This window comes from Streptomyces sp. NPDC053541, from assembly GCF_044544705.1.
Lineage (GTDB): Bacteria > Actinomycetota > Actinomycetes > Streptomycetales > Streptomycetaceae > Streptomyces.
On sequence record NZ_JBITXM010000011.1, the window covers coordinates 170,512 to 187,769 of the forward strand.

19 protein-coding genes are annotated in these 17,258 nt (G+C 74.9%); 12 read left to right on the top strand and 7 right to left on the bottom strand.

Features of this window, described 5'->3' with window-relative positions; translation table 11 throughout:
• Nucleotides 1-54 precede the first annotated feature (54 nt).
• Nucleotides 55-873, bottom strand: a complete 819-nt coding sequence (locus tag ACIGW2_RS27430; RefSeq protein ID WP_391655587.1) for a LysR family transcriptional regulator substrate-binding protein — start codon at nt 871-873, stop codon at nt 55-57.
• 196 nt (nt 874-1,069) lie between these two features.
• Here ACIGW2_RS27430 and ACIGW2_RS27435 point away from each other — a divergent pair, with 196 nt between their 5' ends.
• Together ACIGW2_RS27435 and ACIGW2_RS27440 are read left to right on the top strand one after the other, a co-directional pair.
• Nucleotides 1,070-1,480 (top strand): DUF5997 family protein, encoded by a 411-nt coding sequence (locus ACIGW2_RS27435; RefSeq protein ID WP_391655464.1) that lies wholly within the window; start codon nt 1,070-1,072, stop codon nt 1,478-1,480.
• A gap of 201 nt (nt 1,481-1,681) precedes the next feature.
• Nucleotides 1,682-2,686: an aminoglycoside phosphotransferase family protein gene (locus ACIGW2_RS27440; protein ID WP_391655465.1), complete on the top strand. Its 1,005-nt coding sequence runs from the start codon at nt 1,682-1,684 to the stop codon at nt 2,684-2,686.
• 32 nt (nt 2,687-2,718) lie between these two features.
• On the opposite strand, the gene ACIGW2_RS27445 is transcribed toward ACIGW2_RS27440, so the two are convergent.
• The gene (locus tag ACIGW2_RS27445) at nt 2,719-3,618 is read right to left on the bottom strand and encodes a class I SAM-dependent methyltransferase (protein ID WP_399846652.1); all 900 of its coding nucleotides are present in this window, start codon (nt 3,616-3,618) and stop codon (nt 2,719-2,721) included.
• 270 nt (nt 3,619-3,888) lie between these two features.
• On the opposite strand from ACIGW2_RS27445, the gene ACIGW2_RS27450 reads away from it, so the two are divergent.
• From ACIGW2_RS27450 to ACIGW2_RS27460, 3 genes are all read left to right on the top strand, one after another.
• Nucleotides 3,889-4,794, top strand: coding sequence for a dihydrodipicolinate synthase family protein (locus ACIGW2_RS27450; RefSeq protein WP_391655467.1), 906 nt, complete (start codon nt 3,889-3,891; stop codon nt 4,792-4,794).
• Between the two features lie 306 nt (nt 4,795-5,100).
• Complete coding sequence (locus ACIGW2_RS27455; RefSeq protein ID WP_399846654.1) at nt 5,101-6,213, top strand: MFS transporter; 1,113 nt, start codon at nt 5,101-5,103, stop codon at nt 6,211-6,213.
• Nucleotides 6,214-6,362: 149 nt separating this feature from the next.
• Complete coding sequence (locus ACIGW2_RS27460) at nt 6,363-6,854, top strand: YfbM family protein (protein WP_391655469.1); 492 nt, start codon at nt 6,363-6,365, stop codon at nt 6,852-6,854.
• 82 nt (nt 6,855-6,936) lie between these two features.
• Here ACIGW2_RS27460 and ACIGW2_RS27465 read toward each other — a convergent pair whose 3' ends face one another.
• Entirely contained in the window at nt 6,937-7,302 is a 366-nt protein-coding gene (locus tag ACIGW2_RS27465; RefSeq protein WP_399846656.1) for a YrdB family protein, read from the bottom strand.
• Between the two features lie 258 nt (nt 7,303-7,560).
• On the opposite strand from ACIGW2_RS27465, the gene ACIGW2_RS27470 reads away from it, so the two are divergent.
• Both ACIGW2_RS27470 and ACIGW2_RS27475 read left to right on the top strand, forming a co-directional pair.
• Complete coding sequence (locus ACIGW2_RS27470) at nt 7,561-9,396, top strand: S8 family peptidase (protein ID WP_399846657.1); 1,836 nt, start codon at nt 7,561-7,563, stop codon at nt 9,394-9,396.
• A 125-nt stretch (nt 9,397-9,521) separates the two neighbouring features.
• Complete coding sequence (locus tag ACIGW2_RS27475) at nt 9,522-10,931, top strand: M48 family metalloprotease (protein ID WP_399846659.1); 1,410 nt, start codon at nt 9,522-9,524, stop codon at nt 10,929-10,931.
• Between the two features lie 65 nt (nt 10,932-10,996).
• Here ACIGW2_RS27475 and ACIGW2_RS27480 read toward each other — a convergent pair whose 3' ends face one another.
• Nucleotides 10,997-11,197 (bottom strand): ferredoxin, encoded by a 201-nt coding sequence (locus ACIGW2_RS27480; RefSeq protein ID WP_391655473.1) that lies wholly within the window; start codon nt 11,195-11,197, stop codon nt 10,997-10,999.
• Nucleotides 11,198-11,211: 14 nt separating this feature from the next.
• A complete protein-coding gene (locus tag ACIGW2_RS27485) occupies nt 11,212-12,402 on the bottom strand; it encodes a cytochrome P450 (protein ID WP_399846662.1) in 1,191 nt (396 codons plus the stop codon).
• Between the two features lie 204 nt (nt 12,403-12,606).
• On the opposite strand from ACIGW2_RS27485, the gene ACIGW2_RS27490 reads away from it, so the two are divergent.
• Both ACIGW2_RS27490 and ACIGW2_RS27495 read left to right on the top strand, forming a co-directional pair.
• Nucleotides 12,607-12,939 (top strand): putative quinol monooxygenase, encoded by a 333-nt coding sequence (locus ACIGW2_RS27490; protein ID WP_399846663.1) that lies wholly within the window; start codon nt 12,607-12,609, stop codon nt 12,937-12,939.
• Nucleotides 12,940-13,045: 106 nt separating this feature from the next.
• Nucleotides 13,046-13,906 carry an ATP-grasp domain-containing protein gene (locus tag ACIGW2_RS27495; protein WP_399846855.1) on the top strand — a complete coding sequence of 287 codons (861 nt, stop codon included), beginning with the start codon at nt 13,046-13,048 and terminating at the stop codon, nt 13,904-13,906.
• Here the strand turns inward: ACIGW2_RS27495 and ACIGW2_RS27500 are convergent.
• Entirely contained in the window at nt 13,900-14,304 is a 405-nt protein-coding gene (locus tag ACIGW2_RS27500; RefSeq protein WP_356071140.1) for a DUF1801 domain-containing protein, read from the bottom strand. The genes ACIGW2_RS27495 and ACIGW2_RS27500 overlap by 7 nt on opposite strands.
• A 290-nt stretch (nt 14,305-14,594) precedes the next feature.
• On the opposite strand from ACIGW2_RS27500, the gene ACIGW2_RS27505 reads away from it, so the two are divergent.
• Complete coding sequence (locus ACIGW2_RS27505) at nt 14,595-14,792, top strand: hypothetical protein (RefSeq protein ID WP_356071117.1); 198 nt, start codon at nt 14,595-14,597, stop codon at nt 14,790-14,792.
• A 5-nt stretch (nt 14,793-14,797) separates the two neighbouring features.
• On the opposite strand, the gene ACIGW2_RS27510 is transcribed toward ACIGW2_RS27505, so the two are convergent.
• Nucleotides 14,798-15,466, bottom strand: a complete 669-nt coding sequence (locus ACIGW2_RS27510; protein WP_399846665.1) for a class I SAM-dependent methyltransferase — start codon at nt 15,464-15,466, stop codon at nt 14,798-14,800.
• Nucleotides 15,467-15,561: 95 nt separating this feature from the next.
• On the opposite strand from ACIGW2_RS27510, the gene ACIGW2_RS27515 reads away from it, so the two are divergent.
• Both ACIGW2_RS27515 and ACIGW2_RS27520 read left to right on the top strand, forming a co-directional pair.
• Complete coding sequence (locus tag ACIGW2_RS27515) at nt 15,562-16,044, top strand: diadenosine tetraphosphate hydrolase (protein ID WP_399846666.1); 483 nt, start codon at nt 15,562-15,564, stop codon at nt 16,042-16,044.
• Nucleotides 16,045-16,174: 130 nt separating this feature from the next.
• Entirely contained in the window at nt 16,175-17,257 is a 1,083-nt protein-coding gene (locus ACIGW2_RS27520) for a chitinase (RefSeq protein ID WP_399846668.1), read from the top strand.
• Nucleotide 17,258: the final 1 nt, after the last annotated feature.

Consider the following 17,258-nt stretch of genomic DNA (forward strand, 5'->3'; position numbering starts at 1 on the left):
CCGTCGGAGCCTGCCGCCCGACCAGGCCCTGCCGCGCGGGACCGAGATCTCGGTTCAGGAACGGCGGCGCGGCTTTCCGGAGCGCGAGCTCCTGGGCGCGGCACCGCCGCCCGCCTTCCGGCGGCCGCCCCCGCCCGACTGCTGCTTCTGCCCCTGCCCCTTGCCCTGGCCCTTGGGCTTCCCGGCCGCGGACGCGCCCCGGGCCTTCGCCTTGGCGGACCCGCCGGACTTGTCGGCCCTATCGGCTCCATCGGGCTTACCCGACTTGCTCGCCTTGTCGTCGGGACGGCGGCCGCGCGAACTGTTCACGGTCCGCCCGCGCACGATCCCGATGAAGTCCTCCACCAGGTCGGTGGTGGCCTCCTCCGGCCAGGCCAGCGCCACCTGCGACTGCGGGGTGCCGGTGATCGTCCGGTACGTGAGGTCCTTGCGGTGGTGCAGCCGGGCCAGCGACTGCGGGACGATCAGCAGTCCGATGCCCGCCGCCACCAGCTCGATCGCGTCCGCGGTCGTCGCCGGACGCTCGAAGGCCGGCTCGCCGGGCGGCCGCTCCCAGTCGAGGGTGTCGTCCAGCGGGTGCAGCACGACCTCCTCGGCGATGTCCTCGACGGTGACCTCGTCCGCCGCCGACACCAGATGGTCCTTGGGGCAGACGACGACGGTCGTCTCCGTGTAGAGCGGGATCGCGCTGAAGACCGTGCGGTCCACCGGGAGGCGCAGCAGGGCGGCGTCCGCGCCGCGCTCCCGCAGCACCCCCTCCGCCTCGGCGGCGGTCACCTGGTCCAGTTCGAGGCGCACCTCGGGGTGCCGCTGGGTCCAGACCCGCGCCCACTTCCCGGGCGTGACCCCCGGCACATAGCCGAGCCGGAACACGGGGCCGGCGGCCTCCGGCCGGTCCGTGCCCGACTCCGGGGCGTGCTCCGGGACCGGCCCCTCGGCGGGGTGCTCCCCGGCCGGGTGGTCCTGGGCCGGGGCGGGAACGGGGGTGAGGGATGCGTCCGAGCCTGTCACCAGGCCAGATTACCGGCCGTGGTCGGCGGGCGCGCACCTGCCCGATATTCTTGTCGGCATGACGCAGCAGCAGAACGCCCAGACCATGAAGCCCGCCACCGCGGCGAAGAAGCTGGGCGTCTACCTCGACGCCACCCCCGCCGACTTCCGCGAGGGCATCGTCACCCGCGCCGAGCTGAACGCCCTCCAGACCGACCCGCCGCAGTGGCTGCGCGACCTGCGCCGCGACGGCCCGCACCCCCGCCCCGTCGTGGCGGCCAAGCTCGGCGTCTCCATCTCCGGCCTGGCCCGCGGCGGCGTGACCGAGGCCCTCACCACCGAGCAGATCGAGGCCCTGAAGGCCGAGAACCCGGAGTGGTTGCAGAAGGAGCGCGCCACCCAGGCCGAGGTCCGCAAGGACAATGCCCGCATCAAGGAGATGCGCGCCGAGAAGGCCGAGAAGGCCGCCCGCGCCACCGAGCGCGACTGACGCCCGGCCCGACGGCGGCTCCCGGCGTTCCGGGGGCCGGCATGCGGCCGGTCACGCCAAAACCGGGTGCGCCCGGCCGGGCCCCGGTGGTGCAATCGCCGGATGCGCAGTGACACGGAGACGCAGCCGCAGACACCGACGGCGGACGGACCGGCAACCGCCGCCGAAGACGGCGCCGGGACCGGGACCAGGGCCGGGGCTGTGGCCGAGCAGTCGACCACCGTCGACCGGGGCCGCTTCCTTGACGCGGTCACGCCCTGGGAGCGCACCGACTGGCGCACGGAGGCCCTCGGCTGGGTGCGAACCCACCTCGCCCGGCACGGACTGACCGAGACCGGCCCCCGCGAGGCCCGCGTCCGCCCCTGGTCCGTCCTGGTCCGCTTCCGCACCGGCCCGGGCGAGCGCGACGCCGTCTGGTTCAAGGCCAGCGCCCCGGCCGCCGGATTCGAGGCCGCCCTCGGCGACGCCCTCGCCACCTGGGTGCCCGAGCACGTGATGACCCCGCTCGCGGTCGACGCCGCACGAGGCTGGGCGCTGTGGCCCGACGGCGGCCCGTTGCTGCGCGGCGCGCTCGACCGCGGCGAGGCCGGCCGGGCCGACTGGCTCACGGCGGTCGGGCAGTACGCGCGGATGCAGCGCGCCCTCACCCCGTACGCCGACCGGCTGGCCGCGCTCGGAGTCCCCGGCGCCCGTACCGCAGAGCTGCCGGAGATCTTCGACCACCTCGTCGAGACCAACCCCACCCTCGCCGCCGACACCCGCCGGACCCTGCGCGCCGGACGGCCGCGGCTGCTCGACTGGTGCGCCGAGCTCGACGCCTCCGGCGTCCCCGACTCGCTCGACCACTGCGACCTGCACGACGGGCAGGTCCTCGCACCCGCAGCCGGCCGCTTCACCTTCTTCGACTGGGGCGACGCCGCCGTGGCCCACCCCTTCGCCAGCCTCCTCGTGCCGGCCCGGGACGTGCGCGAGCGGTACGGGCCGGAGTCCGTCACCGCCGTCCGCGACGCCTACCTGGAACCCTGGGCCGAGCTCGGGACCCCGCTGCCGGAGCTGCGCCGCGCCGCGACCCTCGCCGTCCGGCTCGCCGCGCTCTCGCGCGCCGTGTCCTGGTTCCGGCTCTTCCCCGGGACCCCGGCCGACGACTGCCACGAGGCGAGCGCCTACTGGATCGAGGCCCTGTTCGCCGAGCCCGACCTGCTCTGACCCGCGCCCCGGCGCCGATCGGCCCCGAGGGGCTATCCCCGCCCCCGTCCCGGACCCCGCCCCTTCACGGCGAGGAGGTGCAGCAGCCGGGCGGTGTGCCGGTACGGGGCGCGGCCGGCGGTCGCGATCTCCAGGCGTTCGAGGCGGGCGTAGTAGGCCGGGTCGAACTTCACGGCGTCGTCCGGGATGTAGTCGCAGAACACCCGGATCCCGTAGGGGTGCACCTCGTCGCAGCCCAGCTCGCGCAGCGCCCCGGCCAGCTCCTGCTCGGTGTGCAGCCGCAGCTCCGCGTCGAAGAGGTCGGTGTGCACGGTCGGCGCGTCGAGCGCCGCGAGGACGCCGTCCGGGTCCATCGTGCGCACCGCCGCGCGCAGCGGCTCGGAGTGCCGGTTCATGGCGATCACCGACACGAGCCCGCCCTCCCGGGCCGCCCCGAGCGCCGCGCCCAGGGTGCCGGTGGTGTCGCGGGCGTACGGCAGCACGCCGTGCAGCAGCACGAGGTCGAAGCCGCCGTCCGCCAACGCGGAGGGCAGCGCGGTGACATCGGCCGTCACGCACGCGATCCGGTCGCCGAGCCCGGCCCGTACGGCGCGGCGCGCGGCGGTCGCCAGCATGGCGGGCGCATAGTCGACCACGGTGACGTGATGGCCGTGCGCGGCCAGCCGCAGCGCGTCCCCGCCGTCCCCGCCACCGAGGTCGAGCACCCGCAGTGCCCGGCTGTTCGCCGCAGCCTCAGCCGTCGTCTCCGCCGCCGTGTTCGCCACTGTCTCCGCGGTCGTCTCCGCCGTGGTCTCGTCCGCCGGCGGCAGATGGCGCAGGAGGTTCGCCTCGGCCACGGCGTACCGCAACCGTCCCCACGGTTCCTCCTGCCACTCCCGCCACGCCTCGACGCCCGTGTCGAACGCTTCCGCGTCCCCGCCCCGTTCCGTCATGCCGCGTGCTCCCCTTCGCCCGTTCCGCCGCTTCCGGCTGCCGTGCCGGACCTGCCGGACCGGCGGATTCCGCGGACTACGGTACGGGCCGGGCCCGGCCCGCCCGAGCCGTTCCGCCGGACCGGGGTGTCCAGGCGCGCGCCCCCGGACCGAGGCGTAGCCCGTGCTGCCGTGCGCCGGTGCGCGCCGGTCGAGCATCAGTTCCGCTTATGGTCGGCATCGGAAAAGCGAACTGGACCTGAGGGGTTGCCGGCCGCCACCCTCGACGGCATGGAACTGGACTTCACTCCCCACGGCATCCTCGTCCCCCTCGTCACCCCCTTCGGCGCCGACGGGCGCCCGGACCTCGACGCGCTGGACGCCCTCGGGCACTCCGTCCTCGACGGCGGGGCCACCGGGATCGTCGCGCTCGGCACCACCGGCGAGGTCGGCGCCCTCGAACCCCACGAGCGCGCCGCGGTCGTCGACACCTGCGCCCGGGTCTGCCGCGAGCGCGGCGTCCCGCTCGTCGTCGGCGCGGGCGGCGGCGCCACCGCGGCGGCCGGCCGGGAGCTGGCCGAACTGGGCGCCCGGCCGGAGGTGGCGGCCGCCCTGGTGACGGTGCCCGCCTTCGTGCGCCCCTCGCCGGACGGCGTGCTCGCGCACTTCCGCCGGCTCGCCGCGGACAGCCCCGTACCGCTGATCGTCTATCACATCCCGTACCGCACCGGCCGTACCCTCGACGCCGCCACCCTGCGGGCGCTCGGCTCGCTCCCCGGCGTGATCGGCGTCAAGCACGCCGTGGGTGGCGTCGACCAGGACACCGTGGCCCTCCTCGGCGACCTCCCGGAGGACTTCGCCGTCCTCGCCGGCGACGACGTCTTCGTCTCCCCGCTGCTCGCCCTCGGCGCGGTGGGCGGCATCCTCGCCTCCGCCCACCTGGCCACCGAACGCTTCGCCGCCCTCGCCGAGGCCTGGCGCACCGGCGACGCCGCCCGTGCGCGTTCCCTCGGCCACCGCCTCGCCCACCTCTCCGCGCTCCTCTTCGCCGAACCCAACCCCACCGTCGTCAAGGGCGTCCTCCACGCCCAGGGCCGCATCCCCACACCCGACGTCCGTCTTCCGCTGCTGCCCGCCTCGGAGGCGTCCGTGACGGCGGTGACGAAGGCCCTGGCGGAACTCGCCGACCCCGTGTGACGAGCAGGGGGGAGAGGCGGGGAGGCGGGGGACGCGCGGCACGGGGCCGAAGGAGAGACTCCGAGCCGCCGAGGGCAGGGAAAAGCGTTTGAGGGGGAGAGGCGGGCCCGCTACCGTCAGCCGGGTGACGAGCCCCGAGTCGGACAGAACCGGGCCGCCGGTCATTCGACCCCGGCGGCGCACCGACGGCTGAGCCGGACCCCCGCGGTCCCGGCCCGGCCGCGCCTGCCCGGACGCGCGCGCCCGCGCCCCGAGTGACCGGACCGAGCGCCCCTCGTCCGCCTCGTGTCACCGGAGCCGTCTTCCGTGCCTCTCTTCCTCCATGTCCTGGCGCTCGCCGTGTTCGCCCAGGGCACCTCCGAGTTCATGCTGTCCGGGCTCGTGCCCGACCTCGCCCGCGACCTCGGCGTCGCCCCGGCGGCCGCCGCCGCGCTCACCGCCGCCTACGCCGCGGGAATGATCGTCGGCGCGCCCTTGATGGCCGCCGTCGGCGCCCGGCTGCCGCGCCGCCCCGCCCTCGCCGGCTTCCTCGCCGCGTTCGTCCTCGTCCACGTGCTCGGCGCGCTGACCACGGACTTCGCCGTCCTCTTCGGCACCCGCGCCGTCGCCGCTGTCATGAACGCCGGCTTCCTCGCCCTCGCCCTGCCCCACGCCGTCTCGCTCGTCCCCGAGGCGCGGCGCCCGCGCGCCACCGCGCTGCTGCTGTCCGGCGTCACCCTGGCATGCGTCGTCGGCGTCCCGGCGGGCGCGGTGCTCGGCGCGGCGTACGGCTGGCGCGCGGCGTTCTGGGCGGTCGCCCTGCTCTGCCTGCCCGCCCTCCTGATGCTGCTGCGCCGCCCCGCCCCGGGCCGCGATCGGGTCCCCGCCGGGCCCGCGGACGTCTCCCTGCGGCGCGAGCTCACGGCGCTGCGCTCCGGCCCGCTGCGCGCCACCCTCACGGTCGCCGCGCTCGTCAACGGCGCGACCTTCGCCGGCTTCGCCTTCCTCGCCGTCATCGCGACCGACACCGCCGGCCTGCCGCCGGTCGCGGTGCCCGGACTGCTCGCCGCGTTCGGCACGGGCGCGTTCCTCGGCGTCACCGCCGCCGGCCGCACGACCCTCCGCCTGCCGCTCGCCCTCGCCGTCCTGCCCGTCGGCTGGGCGCTGATCGCCGCCCTCGGCGCACACCCCGTCCCGCTGTTCCTGCTGGCCGCCGCGCAGGGCGCGCTGTCCTTCGCCCTCGGCACCACCCTGGTCTCCCGCACCCTCCACCTCGCCCCCGACGCCCCCTCCCTCTCCGGCGCGTTCGCCACGGTCGCCCTCAACACCGGCGCCTTCGCGGGTCCGCTCCTGGCCGCCGCCACCACGACCCCGCTCTGGACCAGCGCCACCCTGGCCCTCGTCGCGCTCGCCTGCTGGGCGGGGACGCGGCGCGCCTGACCGCCGACGGCAGCGGGCGGGCGGGGCGAGCACCGGTCACGAGCCCGGCCGGCGGCCCCGCCAGGGCGCTCCGGGGCGACGTGCGCGACCGTCGGCCCTCCGTCCCCCCGACGGGCCGGTGTCAGACCCGTCTCGTACGCTGCCTGGCCATGAGCATGAACGGTGAGTACCTGCGCCTGACCCCCGCCGAGCTGAAGCGGGCCCTCGCGGACGCCGAGTGGGCCCTCGAGCTCGCCGAGGAGGCGCAGGACGCGCAGGACGAGGTCGACGGGGGCGAGGGCCGGTGGTTCAGCACCGGCCAGACGTGGAACCTGCTCGCGTTCCTGCTGCGGCGCGTGGAGTTCCCCGTCGACCTCGTCTTCGGCGAGGAGACGCTCACCGAGGAGGACTGGGGCTATGGGAAGCCCCGGTACCTGACCCCCGAGCGGGTGCGGCTCGCCGCCGACGCGCTGGGGCGGACGAGCTACGACCGGCTCGTCCACGGCGTGGACCCCGCCGAGCTCACCGCGGCGGAGGTCTACCCGCTCATCTGGGACGAACCGGCCGCGCTGGACTGGGCGCGGGACGACTTCGGCTCCCTCGTGGAGTACGTCCGCGGGGCGGCGGCCGACGGGGACGCGCTGGTGCTCTGGATCGACTGACCCGGCCGATCCCCGTCCTGGCCGATCCCCGTCCCGGCCGGATCTCCGGGACGACCGGATCCCCGGGACGGCCCGTCTGCCCTCAGGCCCGGTGCATCGCCGCCCGACGGTCGGCCGTCGCCAGGGCCGTGTTCGCCGCGGCCACCGTGCCGTAGACGAGCGCCCACACCGGCCGGTCCAGGGCGGCGAGGGCCAGGGTGGCCGCGCCGAAGACCAGGGCCTTGACCGCGAGGACGATCGGGAGGGCGACCGGGAAACGGGCCTTCGGGGCGGCGAAGAGCCCCCACACGAAGGCGGCCGCCGCCGGCAGCACGACCGCCAGGAGGAGACGCGGCGCGAGCGGGCCGGGGCTCGCCCAGCCCCACCACGCCAGGACGGCGAGGGCGGCCAGTTCCAGCAGGAACGCGAGGCCCTCGTTCAGGACGTGCACGGGCGTGGGGAGGCGCATGGCGGTCATTCTGCGCCAGGACCGGGGCGGCCACGAAAGGAATTCCGGCGCCGGCGCCGGAATGGCGGGCGTCATGCCCCAACGGCCCCCGTATGTCCCTGGCCTGGCGTCCCGTCAGATCAACAATGGGTAACGGAAAGGGACAGTGCGGGCAGAATCCTTCCCTCCGCTACCGCTCGCCTGGGATCTTGCGTCCACCCCACACCACACAGGGCCCGGCCCGGCGCCACCCGCGCCACCGGGCCATCGGAGGACGCATTGTTTTCCCACATATCGAGCCGGCTGAGACTCCCCGTCGCGGTCGCCGCCGCCGTCGGCGCCACCGTCGCGATCGCCGCCCCCGCGCAGGCAGACGTCCAGCCCCTGGTCCCGAAGGACCGGCCGGCCACGGCCACCGGCAGCCAGGCGCCCGCCGCCCGGGCGACCACCACCGGGACGGCGACGACCGCCGCCTGGGCCGCCGGCACCCGCGCGTACCTCGTCATCACGACGCCCGGTGACACCACCGCCGTACGCTCGGCCGTCACCGCCAACGGCGGCACCGTCTTCGCCGCCTACGACGCCATCGGCGTCGTCGTCGCCCACTCGACCTCCGCCTCCTTCGCCGCCACCCTGCGCGGCGTCGCCGGCGTGCAGCAGGTCGGCGCGACCCGCACCTCCGACGTGCCCGCCGACGCCTACAACCCGGCGCTGCCCGCCAACCCCGCCCAGTCGACGACCACCCTCACCGAGTCGAACCGCTGGGACATGACGCAGATCAAGGCCGACCAGGCCTGGGCCGTCACCACCGGTTCCGCCGCCGTCAAGGTCGGCGTCCTCGACACCGGCGTCGACGACCAGCACCAGGACATCGCGCCCAACTTCGACGCCGCGGACTCCGTCTCCTGTGCCTACGGCAAGGCGGACACCCGCGCCGGCGCCTGGCGGGACGTCGACACCCACGGCACCCACGTCGCCGGCACCATCGCCGCCGCGAAGAACGGCAAGGGCGTCATCGGCGTCGCCCCCGGAGTGAAGATCGCCTCCGTCCGCATCGCCGAGCCCACCAGCACCCTCTTCTTCGCCGAGAACACCATCTGCGGCTTCATGTGGGCCGGTGACCACGGCTTCAAGGTCACCAACAACAGCTATTACACCGACCCGTGGCAGTTCAACTGCCCGGACAACGCCGACCAGGCCGCCATCATCGAGGGCGTCCGCCGCGCCCAGGCCTACGCCGAGTCGAAGGGCTCCCTCCAGGTCGCCGCCGCCGGCAACTCCAACTACGACCTGGCCAACAAGACGACCGACAGCGAGAGCCCCAACGACTCCACGCCGGTCACCCGCACGATCACCAACGCCTGCATCGACATCCCGACCGAGCTGCCGGGCGTCGTCACCGTCTCCGCCCAGGCCAGCGGCGGCGCCAAGGCCTCCTACTCCAACTTCGGCAACGGGATCATCGACATCGCCGCCCCCGGCGGCGACGGCACCACCGGCGTGTACTCGACGCTGCCCGGCGGCAAGTACGGCTCCAAGAGCGGTACGTCGATGGCCTCCCCGCACGTCGCCGGAGTCGCCGCGCTCATCGCGAGCGCCAACCCGGGCTTCACCCCGGCCGACATCCGCACCGCCCTCGCGACCCAGGCCACCGACAGGGCCTGCCCGTCCGACACCCGCTGCACCGGCACCGCCACCAAGAACGGCTTCTTCGGCGAGGGCCAGGTCGACGCGCTGAAGGCGGTCAGCGGCACGACCCCGCCGCCCACCGGCTCGTACTTCGAGAACCTCACCGACGTCACCATCGCGGACAACGCCACCGTCGAGAGCCCCATCACCGTCTCCGGCCTCACCGGCAACGCCCCCGCGACTCTCAAGGTCGGCGTCGACATCAAGCACACCTACCGCGGCGACCTGGTGCTCTCCCTCGTCGCCCCGGACGGCACCGTCTACCCGCTGGAGGACTTCTCCAACAGCGACAGCACGGACAACGTGGCCAAGACGTACACGGTCGACGCCTCCGCGGAGGCCGCGAACGGCACCTGGAAGCTGCGCGTCCAGGACATCGCGAGCCAGGACACGGGCCGCATCGACGCCTGGAACCTGACCTTCTAGGTCGTTTGCCTTCCAGGTCGCTCCGTCCAGCCCCCGGGATCCGTTCCCGGGGGCTTCGGCGTGCCACCGGCCGCGCCCGGCCGGGGTAGGGTCCCCCCTCGCACGCATGATCACAAGGGGTGGGGATGAGCAGGGACACGTCGGAGAGACCGTCGCGCACCGGCACGAAGACGGATACGCATGCGGAGGCGGGTACGGATACGGAGACGGGCACGGACACCGACGCGTACGCGGACGGGCGGGACTGCCCGGACTGCGGCGAACGGGTCCCCGTCGACCCGCGCTTCGTCACCTGGTGCGCCGCCTGCGGCTGGAACGTGGACCCCGAGGGCGCGGCCCAGGAGGAGCCCGAGCCCGATCGGGTCGAGCGGCTGCGCCGCGGCCTCGCGCACCGGTACGGCGAGCAGCTGTTCGCGGACCTCGCCGACCCGGGCGCGGACGGGCCGGGCGCGCCGGTCACGCGCCGCACCGGCGGAGCCGCACGGCTCGGCACCCTCCTCGCGCTGGCCGTGCACGGCCTCACCGCGGCACTGGCCGCCGCGGGGCTGTGGCTGCTCGTGGCCGGCTGGGGCGAGGGCCTCCAGGCGGTGCTCGGCGCGTTCCTCCTCGCCCTCGCCGTCCCGCTCCGCCCCCGATTCGGCCGCCTGCCGAAGGACCCGGGCGAACTGCCCCACCTGGAACGCGCCGACGCGCCCGAGCTCTTCGCACTCGTCGACGAGATCGCCGCGAGCGTGGGCACCCGGGGCGTCGACCTCGTCCTGCTCGACACGAGCGTGAACGCCTCCGTCAGCACGTACGGCATCCGCCGGCGCCGCCTGCTCACGCTCGGCCTGCCGCTGTGGAGCACCCTGGAGCCGCGGGAACGCATCGCCCTGCTCGGCCACGAGCTCGGACACTACGCCCACGGCGACACCCGGCACGGCCTCCTCGTCCACAGCGCCCTGTGCTCGCTCGACACCTGGCGCTACGTCCTCGCACGCAGCGAGGACGGCGGTACCCTGTCGGACCTGTTGATCAACGTGCTCACCGCGCTGCCGCGCTGGGCCGTGCACGGACTGACCGCACTCCTGGACGGCGCGACGCTGCGGGCCACCCAGCGCGGCGAGTACCTCGCCGACGGCGCCGCCGCCCGGGTGGCCGGCCGCGACGCCGCCACCGGCCTCCTGGAACGGCTGCTCGTGTCCGGGAGCATCGAAGCGGCCCTGCACCGGGAGATCGTCGGCGCCCGCACCCGGGTGGGCGCCCGGGCCCGCCGCGAGGCCCAGGCCGACGGGCTGTGGGAACGCGTCGCCGTCGCGGCCCGCTCCGTACCGCGGCACGAGTACGAGCGGCTCCGCCGCGTCGCAGAACTGCGCGGCCACTGCGTCGACGACACGCACCCGCCCACCCACCTGCGCCTGCGTCACCTCGCCCGCGCCGAGCCCCGCCCGCCCGTCCTCGTCCTCACCCCCGCCCGCGCCGCCGCCCTGGACACCGAACTGACCACCCCGTCCCACCGCGCCGCCATCCTCCTGCTCCGCGACGGCGCGGCCTGACGGGGCTCGTCCGGCCGGAGCCCGGGGGAGTGGCCCCTCGGGCACCCGAAGCCGCCCCAACCCGCCTACGCGGGTGCCGTGTCCGTCACCGTGATCGCGCCCACCGGGCAGGCGCGGGCGGCCTCGCGGACCAGCGGGCCGCCCCCGGCCTCGCGGTCGGGGCGGACGGTGCCGAAGCCGTCGTCGTCCTGGGTGAAGACGTCGGGGGAGACGAGGGCGCACTGGCCCGCGCCGATGCAGACGTCCGTGTCGATGCCGATGTGCATGGAGGTGGCTCCTTTCACCAGGTGACGGGGAGTTCGAGCATGCCCTGGATGGTGTCCCCCGGCTTGAACGGGATCTCCTCGGCGGGCGCGGCGAGCCGCAGGCCCGGCAGCCGGCGGAGCAGGGTGCCGAGGGCGATCTCCAGCTCGGCGCGGGCCAGGTTCTGGCCGAGGCACTGGTGGATGCCGTAGCCGAAGGCGAGGTGGTGGCGGGCGGACCGGTCCCAGTCGAGGACGTCGGGGTCGGCGTAGGCGGCGGTGTCACGGTTGATGAGGGAGGTCGCGAAGACCACCCCCTCGCCGGCGCGGATGACCGTCCCCTCGACCTCGATGTCCTCGCGGGCGACCCGCAGCATCCCGTCGGCGATCGACAGGAAGCGCAGCAACTCCTCGACGGCGCCGGGCAGGAGCGCCGGGTCCGCGCGCAGCTCGGCGAGGCGCTCCGGGTGGCGCAGGAGGGTGAAGGTGCCGAGGGAGATCATGTTCGCGGTGGTCTCGTGCCCGGCGACGAGCAGGATCGTCGCGAGCTGGATCAGCTCGGCGCGGTCCGGCGCCCCGTCCTGGAGCTGCCGGGCCACCAGGTCGTCGAGCACCCCCTCGCCCGGCTTGCGGACCTTGCCGTCGACGAGTTCGCCGAGGTAGTCCTCGAGCTTCGCGAGGGCGTCCTCGGTGTCGGCGCTCGTCGGGCCGCGCAGCAGCCGCCGGGACTGCTCCTCGAAGAAGTCGTGGTCCTCGTACGGCACGCCGAGCAGGTCGCAGATCACGATCGACGGCACGGGCAGGGCGAACGCGCCCACCAGCTCGGCCGGCGGCCCGGCCTCCTCCATCGCGTCGACGAGCCGGTCGACCGTGGCCTGGATGCGCGGCCGCATGGCCTCGATCCGGCGCACGGTGAAGCTCGGGATCAGCATCCGCCGCTGGATGTTGTGCTCGGGATCGTCCCAGCCGAGCAGCGCGGCACGGCGGCGCCTGCGCACGGCCGCGGCGCGTTCCACCGGGATCGGGAAGTCGGAGCGGGTCGAGTCGGTGGACAGGCGCTGGTCGGCCAGCAGGGCGCGGGCGGCCCGGTGGCCGGAGACGAACCACACCTCCCGGTCGTCCCAGAGGGTGACCCGGGACAACGGGCGTTCCTCGCGCAGCGGGTCGTAGGCGGTGGGCGGGTGGTAGGGGCAGGTGCGGTCCTGGGGGAATGCCACGACGTCGGTCATCGGGGTCCTCGCAGACGGCGGTCGTCAGGATCTCTTTCCTCACCCACTACATGCCTCAGGCATCTATCTGGTCTACGCGGAGTTCGGCCAAACCACCGGAACGGGTGCGTCCCCGCGCGGAGGCGTCCGCACGCCCGTCCCCGGGGCGGTCCGAGGAGTGGAAATCCGCTTGCCCGCCGGGCCCGCCGCCCTAGGCTCCTGCGCATGTCACAGCCTTCGCAGCAGTCCCAGATCCCGTCCCGGTCCGTGCGTCTGCACGTCCACATCACCACGCTCCCCGGCCGCGGCGGCGAGCAGATCGCGGCGTACGAGCGCCTCGCCCCGCTCGTACGGGCGGAGCGGGGCTGCCTGCAGTACGACCTGCACCAGGTGCTCGGCGACGCCGACCGCTTCGTCCTCGTCGAGCACTGGGCCTCCCGCGAGGCGCTTGCCGCGCACGACGCGGCCCCGCACATGACCGAGGCCGCTGCGGTCAACTCGGCCTTCCGGGCGGGCCCGGTGCAGGTCGTCGAGCTCGCCGCCGACCCGGTGGCCTGATCCCGTGCCCGGCCCCGTTCCCACTCCCGGCACCGGACCCGATCGCCGGCCTGGGCCCGACGCCGACCCCGTCGGCACCCCGACGGTCCTCTTCCCCGCCGACCCGCTGCGCCCGCACCGCCCCGACCCGCACTTCGCGGCGGAGGCGCGGTGCGTCGCCGAACTCGGGGGCGCGACCGCCGTCGTCGACCACGACGCCCTTGCGGCGGGCGGCGACGTCCGCGAGGCGGTACGGCGCGTGCCGGCCGGCGCAGGGCCGGTCTGGTACCGCGGCTGGATGCTGTCCCCGACGGCGTACGCGACCCTGGAGGCCGCCCTCGCCGCGCGCGGGCGCACCCTGCTCACCCCGGCCGCCGCGTACGCCCGCGCCCATGAACTCCCGGGCTGGTACCCGGACTTCGCCGCGCACACCCCGCTGAGTACCTGGCTCCCCGGCACCGGCATGCCCGACGACGCGGCGCTCGCCCGGGCCGCCGCCCGGCTCGGCGGCTCCGGCCCCGCCGTCGTCAAGGACTACGTGAAGTCGCGCAAGCACGAGTGGGCCGACGCCTGTCTCGTCCCCGACCTCGCGGACCCGGCCGGGCTGCGGCGGGTGGTCGGACGGTTCGTCGAGCTGCAGGGCGAGTTCCTGGCCGGCGGCGTGGTGCTGCGGCGCTTCGAGCGGTTCGTACGGGACGCGGAGGGACGCGCGGAGGAGGCGCGGGTCTGGTGGCTGGACGGCGCGCCGGTCCTGGTCGGCCCGCACCCCGACACGCCCGGGGTCCGGCCGGAGCCCGACCTCACCGCCGTGGGCCCGCTGGTCCGCGCGCTCGGCTGCCGCTTCGTCACCACCGACCTGGCGCGCCGGTCCGGGGACGGCGCGTGGCGGGTGGTGGAGGTCGGCGACGGGCAGGTCAGCGACCTGCCGCGGGGCGTCGACGCGACCGGTCTCCACACCGCCCTCCTGGCGGCGGGGCCCGGTTACTGAGCGGCGGTCTCGAGGAGGGCGGTGATGCGCTCCTCGACCGCCGGGTCGAGCCCGGTCAGGGCGAACGCGGTCGGCCACATCGTGCCCTCGTCCAGCGTCGCCACGTCGTTGAAGCCGAGCGTCGCGTAACGGGCCTTGAACTTGGAGGCAGGCTGGAAGAAGCACAGCACCTTGCCGTCCTTGGCGTAGGCGGGCATCCCGTACCACAGGCGCGGGGCGAGCGCGGGCGCCGCGGTCCTGACGAGGGCGTGGATCCGCTCGGCGAGGGCGCGGTCCGCGTCCGGCAGCTCGGCGATCTTCGCGAGGACCTCGGCCTCCGCCTCCGCCGCCTTCTCCGCCTTGCTCGCGCGGGAGCCGCCGCGCGAGGCGGCCCGGAGTTCCTTCGCGCGCTCCTTCATCGCGCTGCGCTCCTCCTCGGTGAAGCCGTCGGCGGCGGCGTCCGTGCGCGCGGTGCGCCGGCCGGCGGTGCCGGTCTTCGCCGGGGCCTTGCGCGACGTCTGCTTCGCGTCCGTCATGATGCTCTTCTCCCTCTGTGGCGGCGGTCCGTGGCTTGGCTGGTTCCCATCCTAGGAACGGACCGGCTGCGGGGGCTTCTCCGAAACTGATCGGTCTCCGACAGGAAGGCCGAGGTCCGATTTAGGCCGATTCATATAGTTTCGGTGAGGGTGGTGTGATCGTTGGAAGGGGCATGAAGCAGCTCGGACGGCGCCGTTGGCTCTGGTCACCCATCACCACCTGGCAGGCGAGACGACTTTCGCGGAAGACCGGCATCGACGTGGACGAGGCCTGGACCCGGATCCGGTTGACCACGCATCCGGAGGAGTCGCACTTCGCGCTCGCCCGGGACGTGTTGCAGCGCGCCCTGCCCGTCCGGCGCGGCGGCTGAGCGGGTCAGGCGGTGCGGAGGCGCCGGGCGCTGCCCAGGATGTGCGGGGCGGCGGGGGAGGGGAGCCGCGACTCGGGAAACGCGAAGGCCTCGATCGAGGTGACCTCGAACCCCGCCGCCTCGATGGCCGCCCGTGTGTCGCGGCCGGTGTGGCAGCCGCCCGCGAGTCGCGGCCAGACGGTCGCGTCGAGCGCGCGCTGCACCCGCCGCATCCCGGGGGTCGCGGCGCGGACGTGCTCGAAGAAGCGCAGCCGGCCGTCCGGCCGCAGGACGCGGTGGAGCTCGGCGAGCGCGGCCCGCGGATCGGCCACCGAGCACAGCGTCAGACAGGCCACGGCCGCGTCGTACGAGGCGTCCGCCATCCCCGCCAGGTCCTCGGCCACCCCGGCCGTCACCTCCACGGGCACCGGCGCCGTCCGCGCGGCCTCCACCGCGAGCGCCCGCAGCCTCGGCTCCGGCTCGACGGCGAGGACCCGCCGCACTCCGGGCGGGTAGTGGGGGAAGTTCAGCCCGTTGCCGGCGCCGATCTCCACGACCTCGCCGACGAGCCCGGCGAGCAGTCTCCGCCGGTGCTCCACGGCCCCCGCCCGGTCCAGCGCGGGCCCGGCGACCCGGGCGTAGACCCGCGCGAACAGCGGATGCGGACGATCCCGCGCCCGCCCGACTCCGACCACGCCCACCGTCCTCTCCGGCCCCTCGTTCCACGGTAGTCCCGCGGAGGCCCATCGCACCCTCGGCCCGCTCCCGTGCCGCCCGGTAGCGTCGCGGCATGCCTCCTTCCGACTGGCGCGCGGACCGCATCGGAGCGGCTCTGCGCGGCGAGAACCCGACGGTCCTGCGACGCCTGGACGCGGGCTTCGCCGTGATCGGCGACGTCCAGTTCCTCCCCGGCTACGCGGTCCTGCTCGCCGACGAACCGGACGTGCGGCGGCTCTCCGCGCTCCCCAGGCCGAGACGGCTGGCCTTCCTGTCGGACCTCGACCGGCGGGCCGAGGCCGTCGAGCGGGCCTGCCGGCGCCTCGACCCCGCCTTCCGCCGGGTCAACCTGGAGATCCTCGGCAACCGCGACCCCTTCCTCCACGCGCACGTGTGGCCGCGGTACGCCTGGGAACCCGCCGAGCTCGCGCGGAGACCCGTGTGGGGCTATCCGCGCGAGCGCTGGACCGATGAGCGCTACCGGCTCGGGCCCCGTCATGACCGGCTGAGGGAGGAGATCGGGCGCGAGCTCGACCGGACCGCCGGGGCGGAGTGACGGGCGCCTCGTATGCCAACTGGGCCTCAAAACAGAGGTGTTGACGGTTGGTCTGGACCAATCTACCGTCGTGGGGACCGACCGCACCTCATGCACGGGCCCTTCCCCCCCCACATCCCAGGGAGCACGCATGCCAGGCCACCGGATCGTCCACGCCGTCGGAGCGGGGCTCGCCACCCTGCTCGCCGCCGTCACCGCGCTCGCCGCCCCCGCCGCCGCCGAGAGCGCCCCCTCCGCACCCAGGACCACCGCCGCCGAGACCTGCGCGCTGAAGCCCAGGCCCGCCGGCAAGGTGCTCCAGGGCTACTGGGAGAACTGGGACGGGGCAGCCAACGGCGTGCACCCGCCCTTCGGGTGGGCGCCCATCGACGACCCGCGGTTCGCCGCGCACGGCTACAACGTCCTCAACGCCGCCTTCCCGGTGATCCGTTCCGACGGCACCGTGCTGTGGGAGGACGGCATGGACAGCACCGTAAAGGTGCCCACCCCCGCCGAGATGTGCCGCGCCAAGGCCGCCGGCGCCACCGTCCTGCTCTCGATCGGCGGCGCCGCCGCCGGCATCGACCTCAGCTCGCGCGCCGTCGCCGACCGGTTCATCGAGACCATCGTGCCGATCCTCAAGACCTACAACTTCGACGGCATCGACATCGACATCGAGACCGGCCTCGTCGGCAGCGGCAGCATCGGCACGCTCTCCGCCTCCCAGGCGAACCTCATCCACATCATCGACGGCGTCCTCGCCCGGATGCCCGCCGGCTTCGGCCTCACCATGGCCCCCGAGACGGCCTACGTCACCGGCGGCAGCATCGTCTACGGCTCGATCTGGGGCGCCTACCTGCCGATCGTGAAGAAGTACGCGGACAACGGGCGCCTGTGGTGGCTCAACATGCAGTACTACAACGGCAGCATGTACGGCTGCTCCGGCGACTCCTACTCGGCCGGCACCGTCGCCGGCTTCGTCGCCCAGACCGACTGCCTCGACCGCGGCCTCGTCATCCAGGGCACCACGGTCCGCGTCCCGTACGACAAGCAGGTCCCCGGCCTGCCCGCCCAGCCCGGCGCCGGCGGCGGCTACATGTCGCCGTCCCTGGTCACCCAGGCCTGGAACCACTACACCGGCCGGCTCAAGGGCCTGATGACCTGGTCCGCCAACTGGGACGGTTCGAGGAACTGGACCTTCGGCGACAACGTCAAGGCACTCCAGGGCCGGTGAC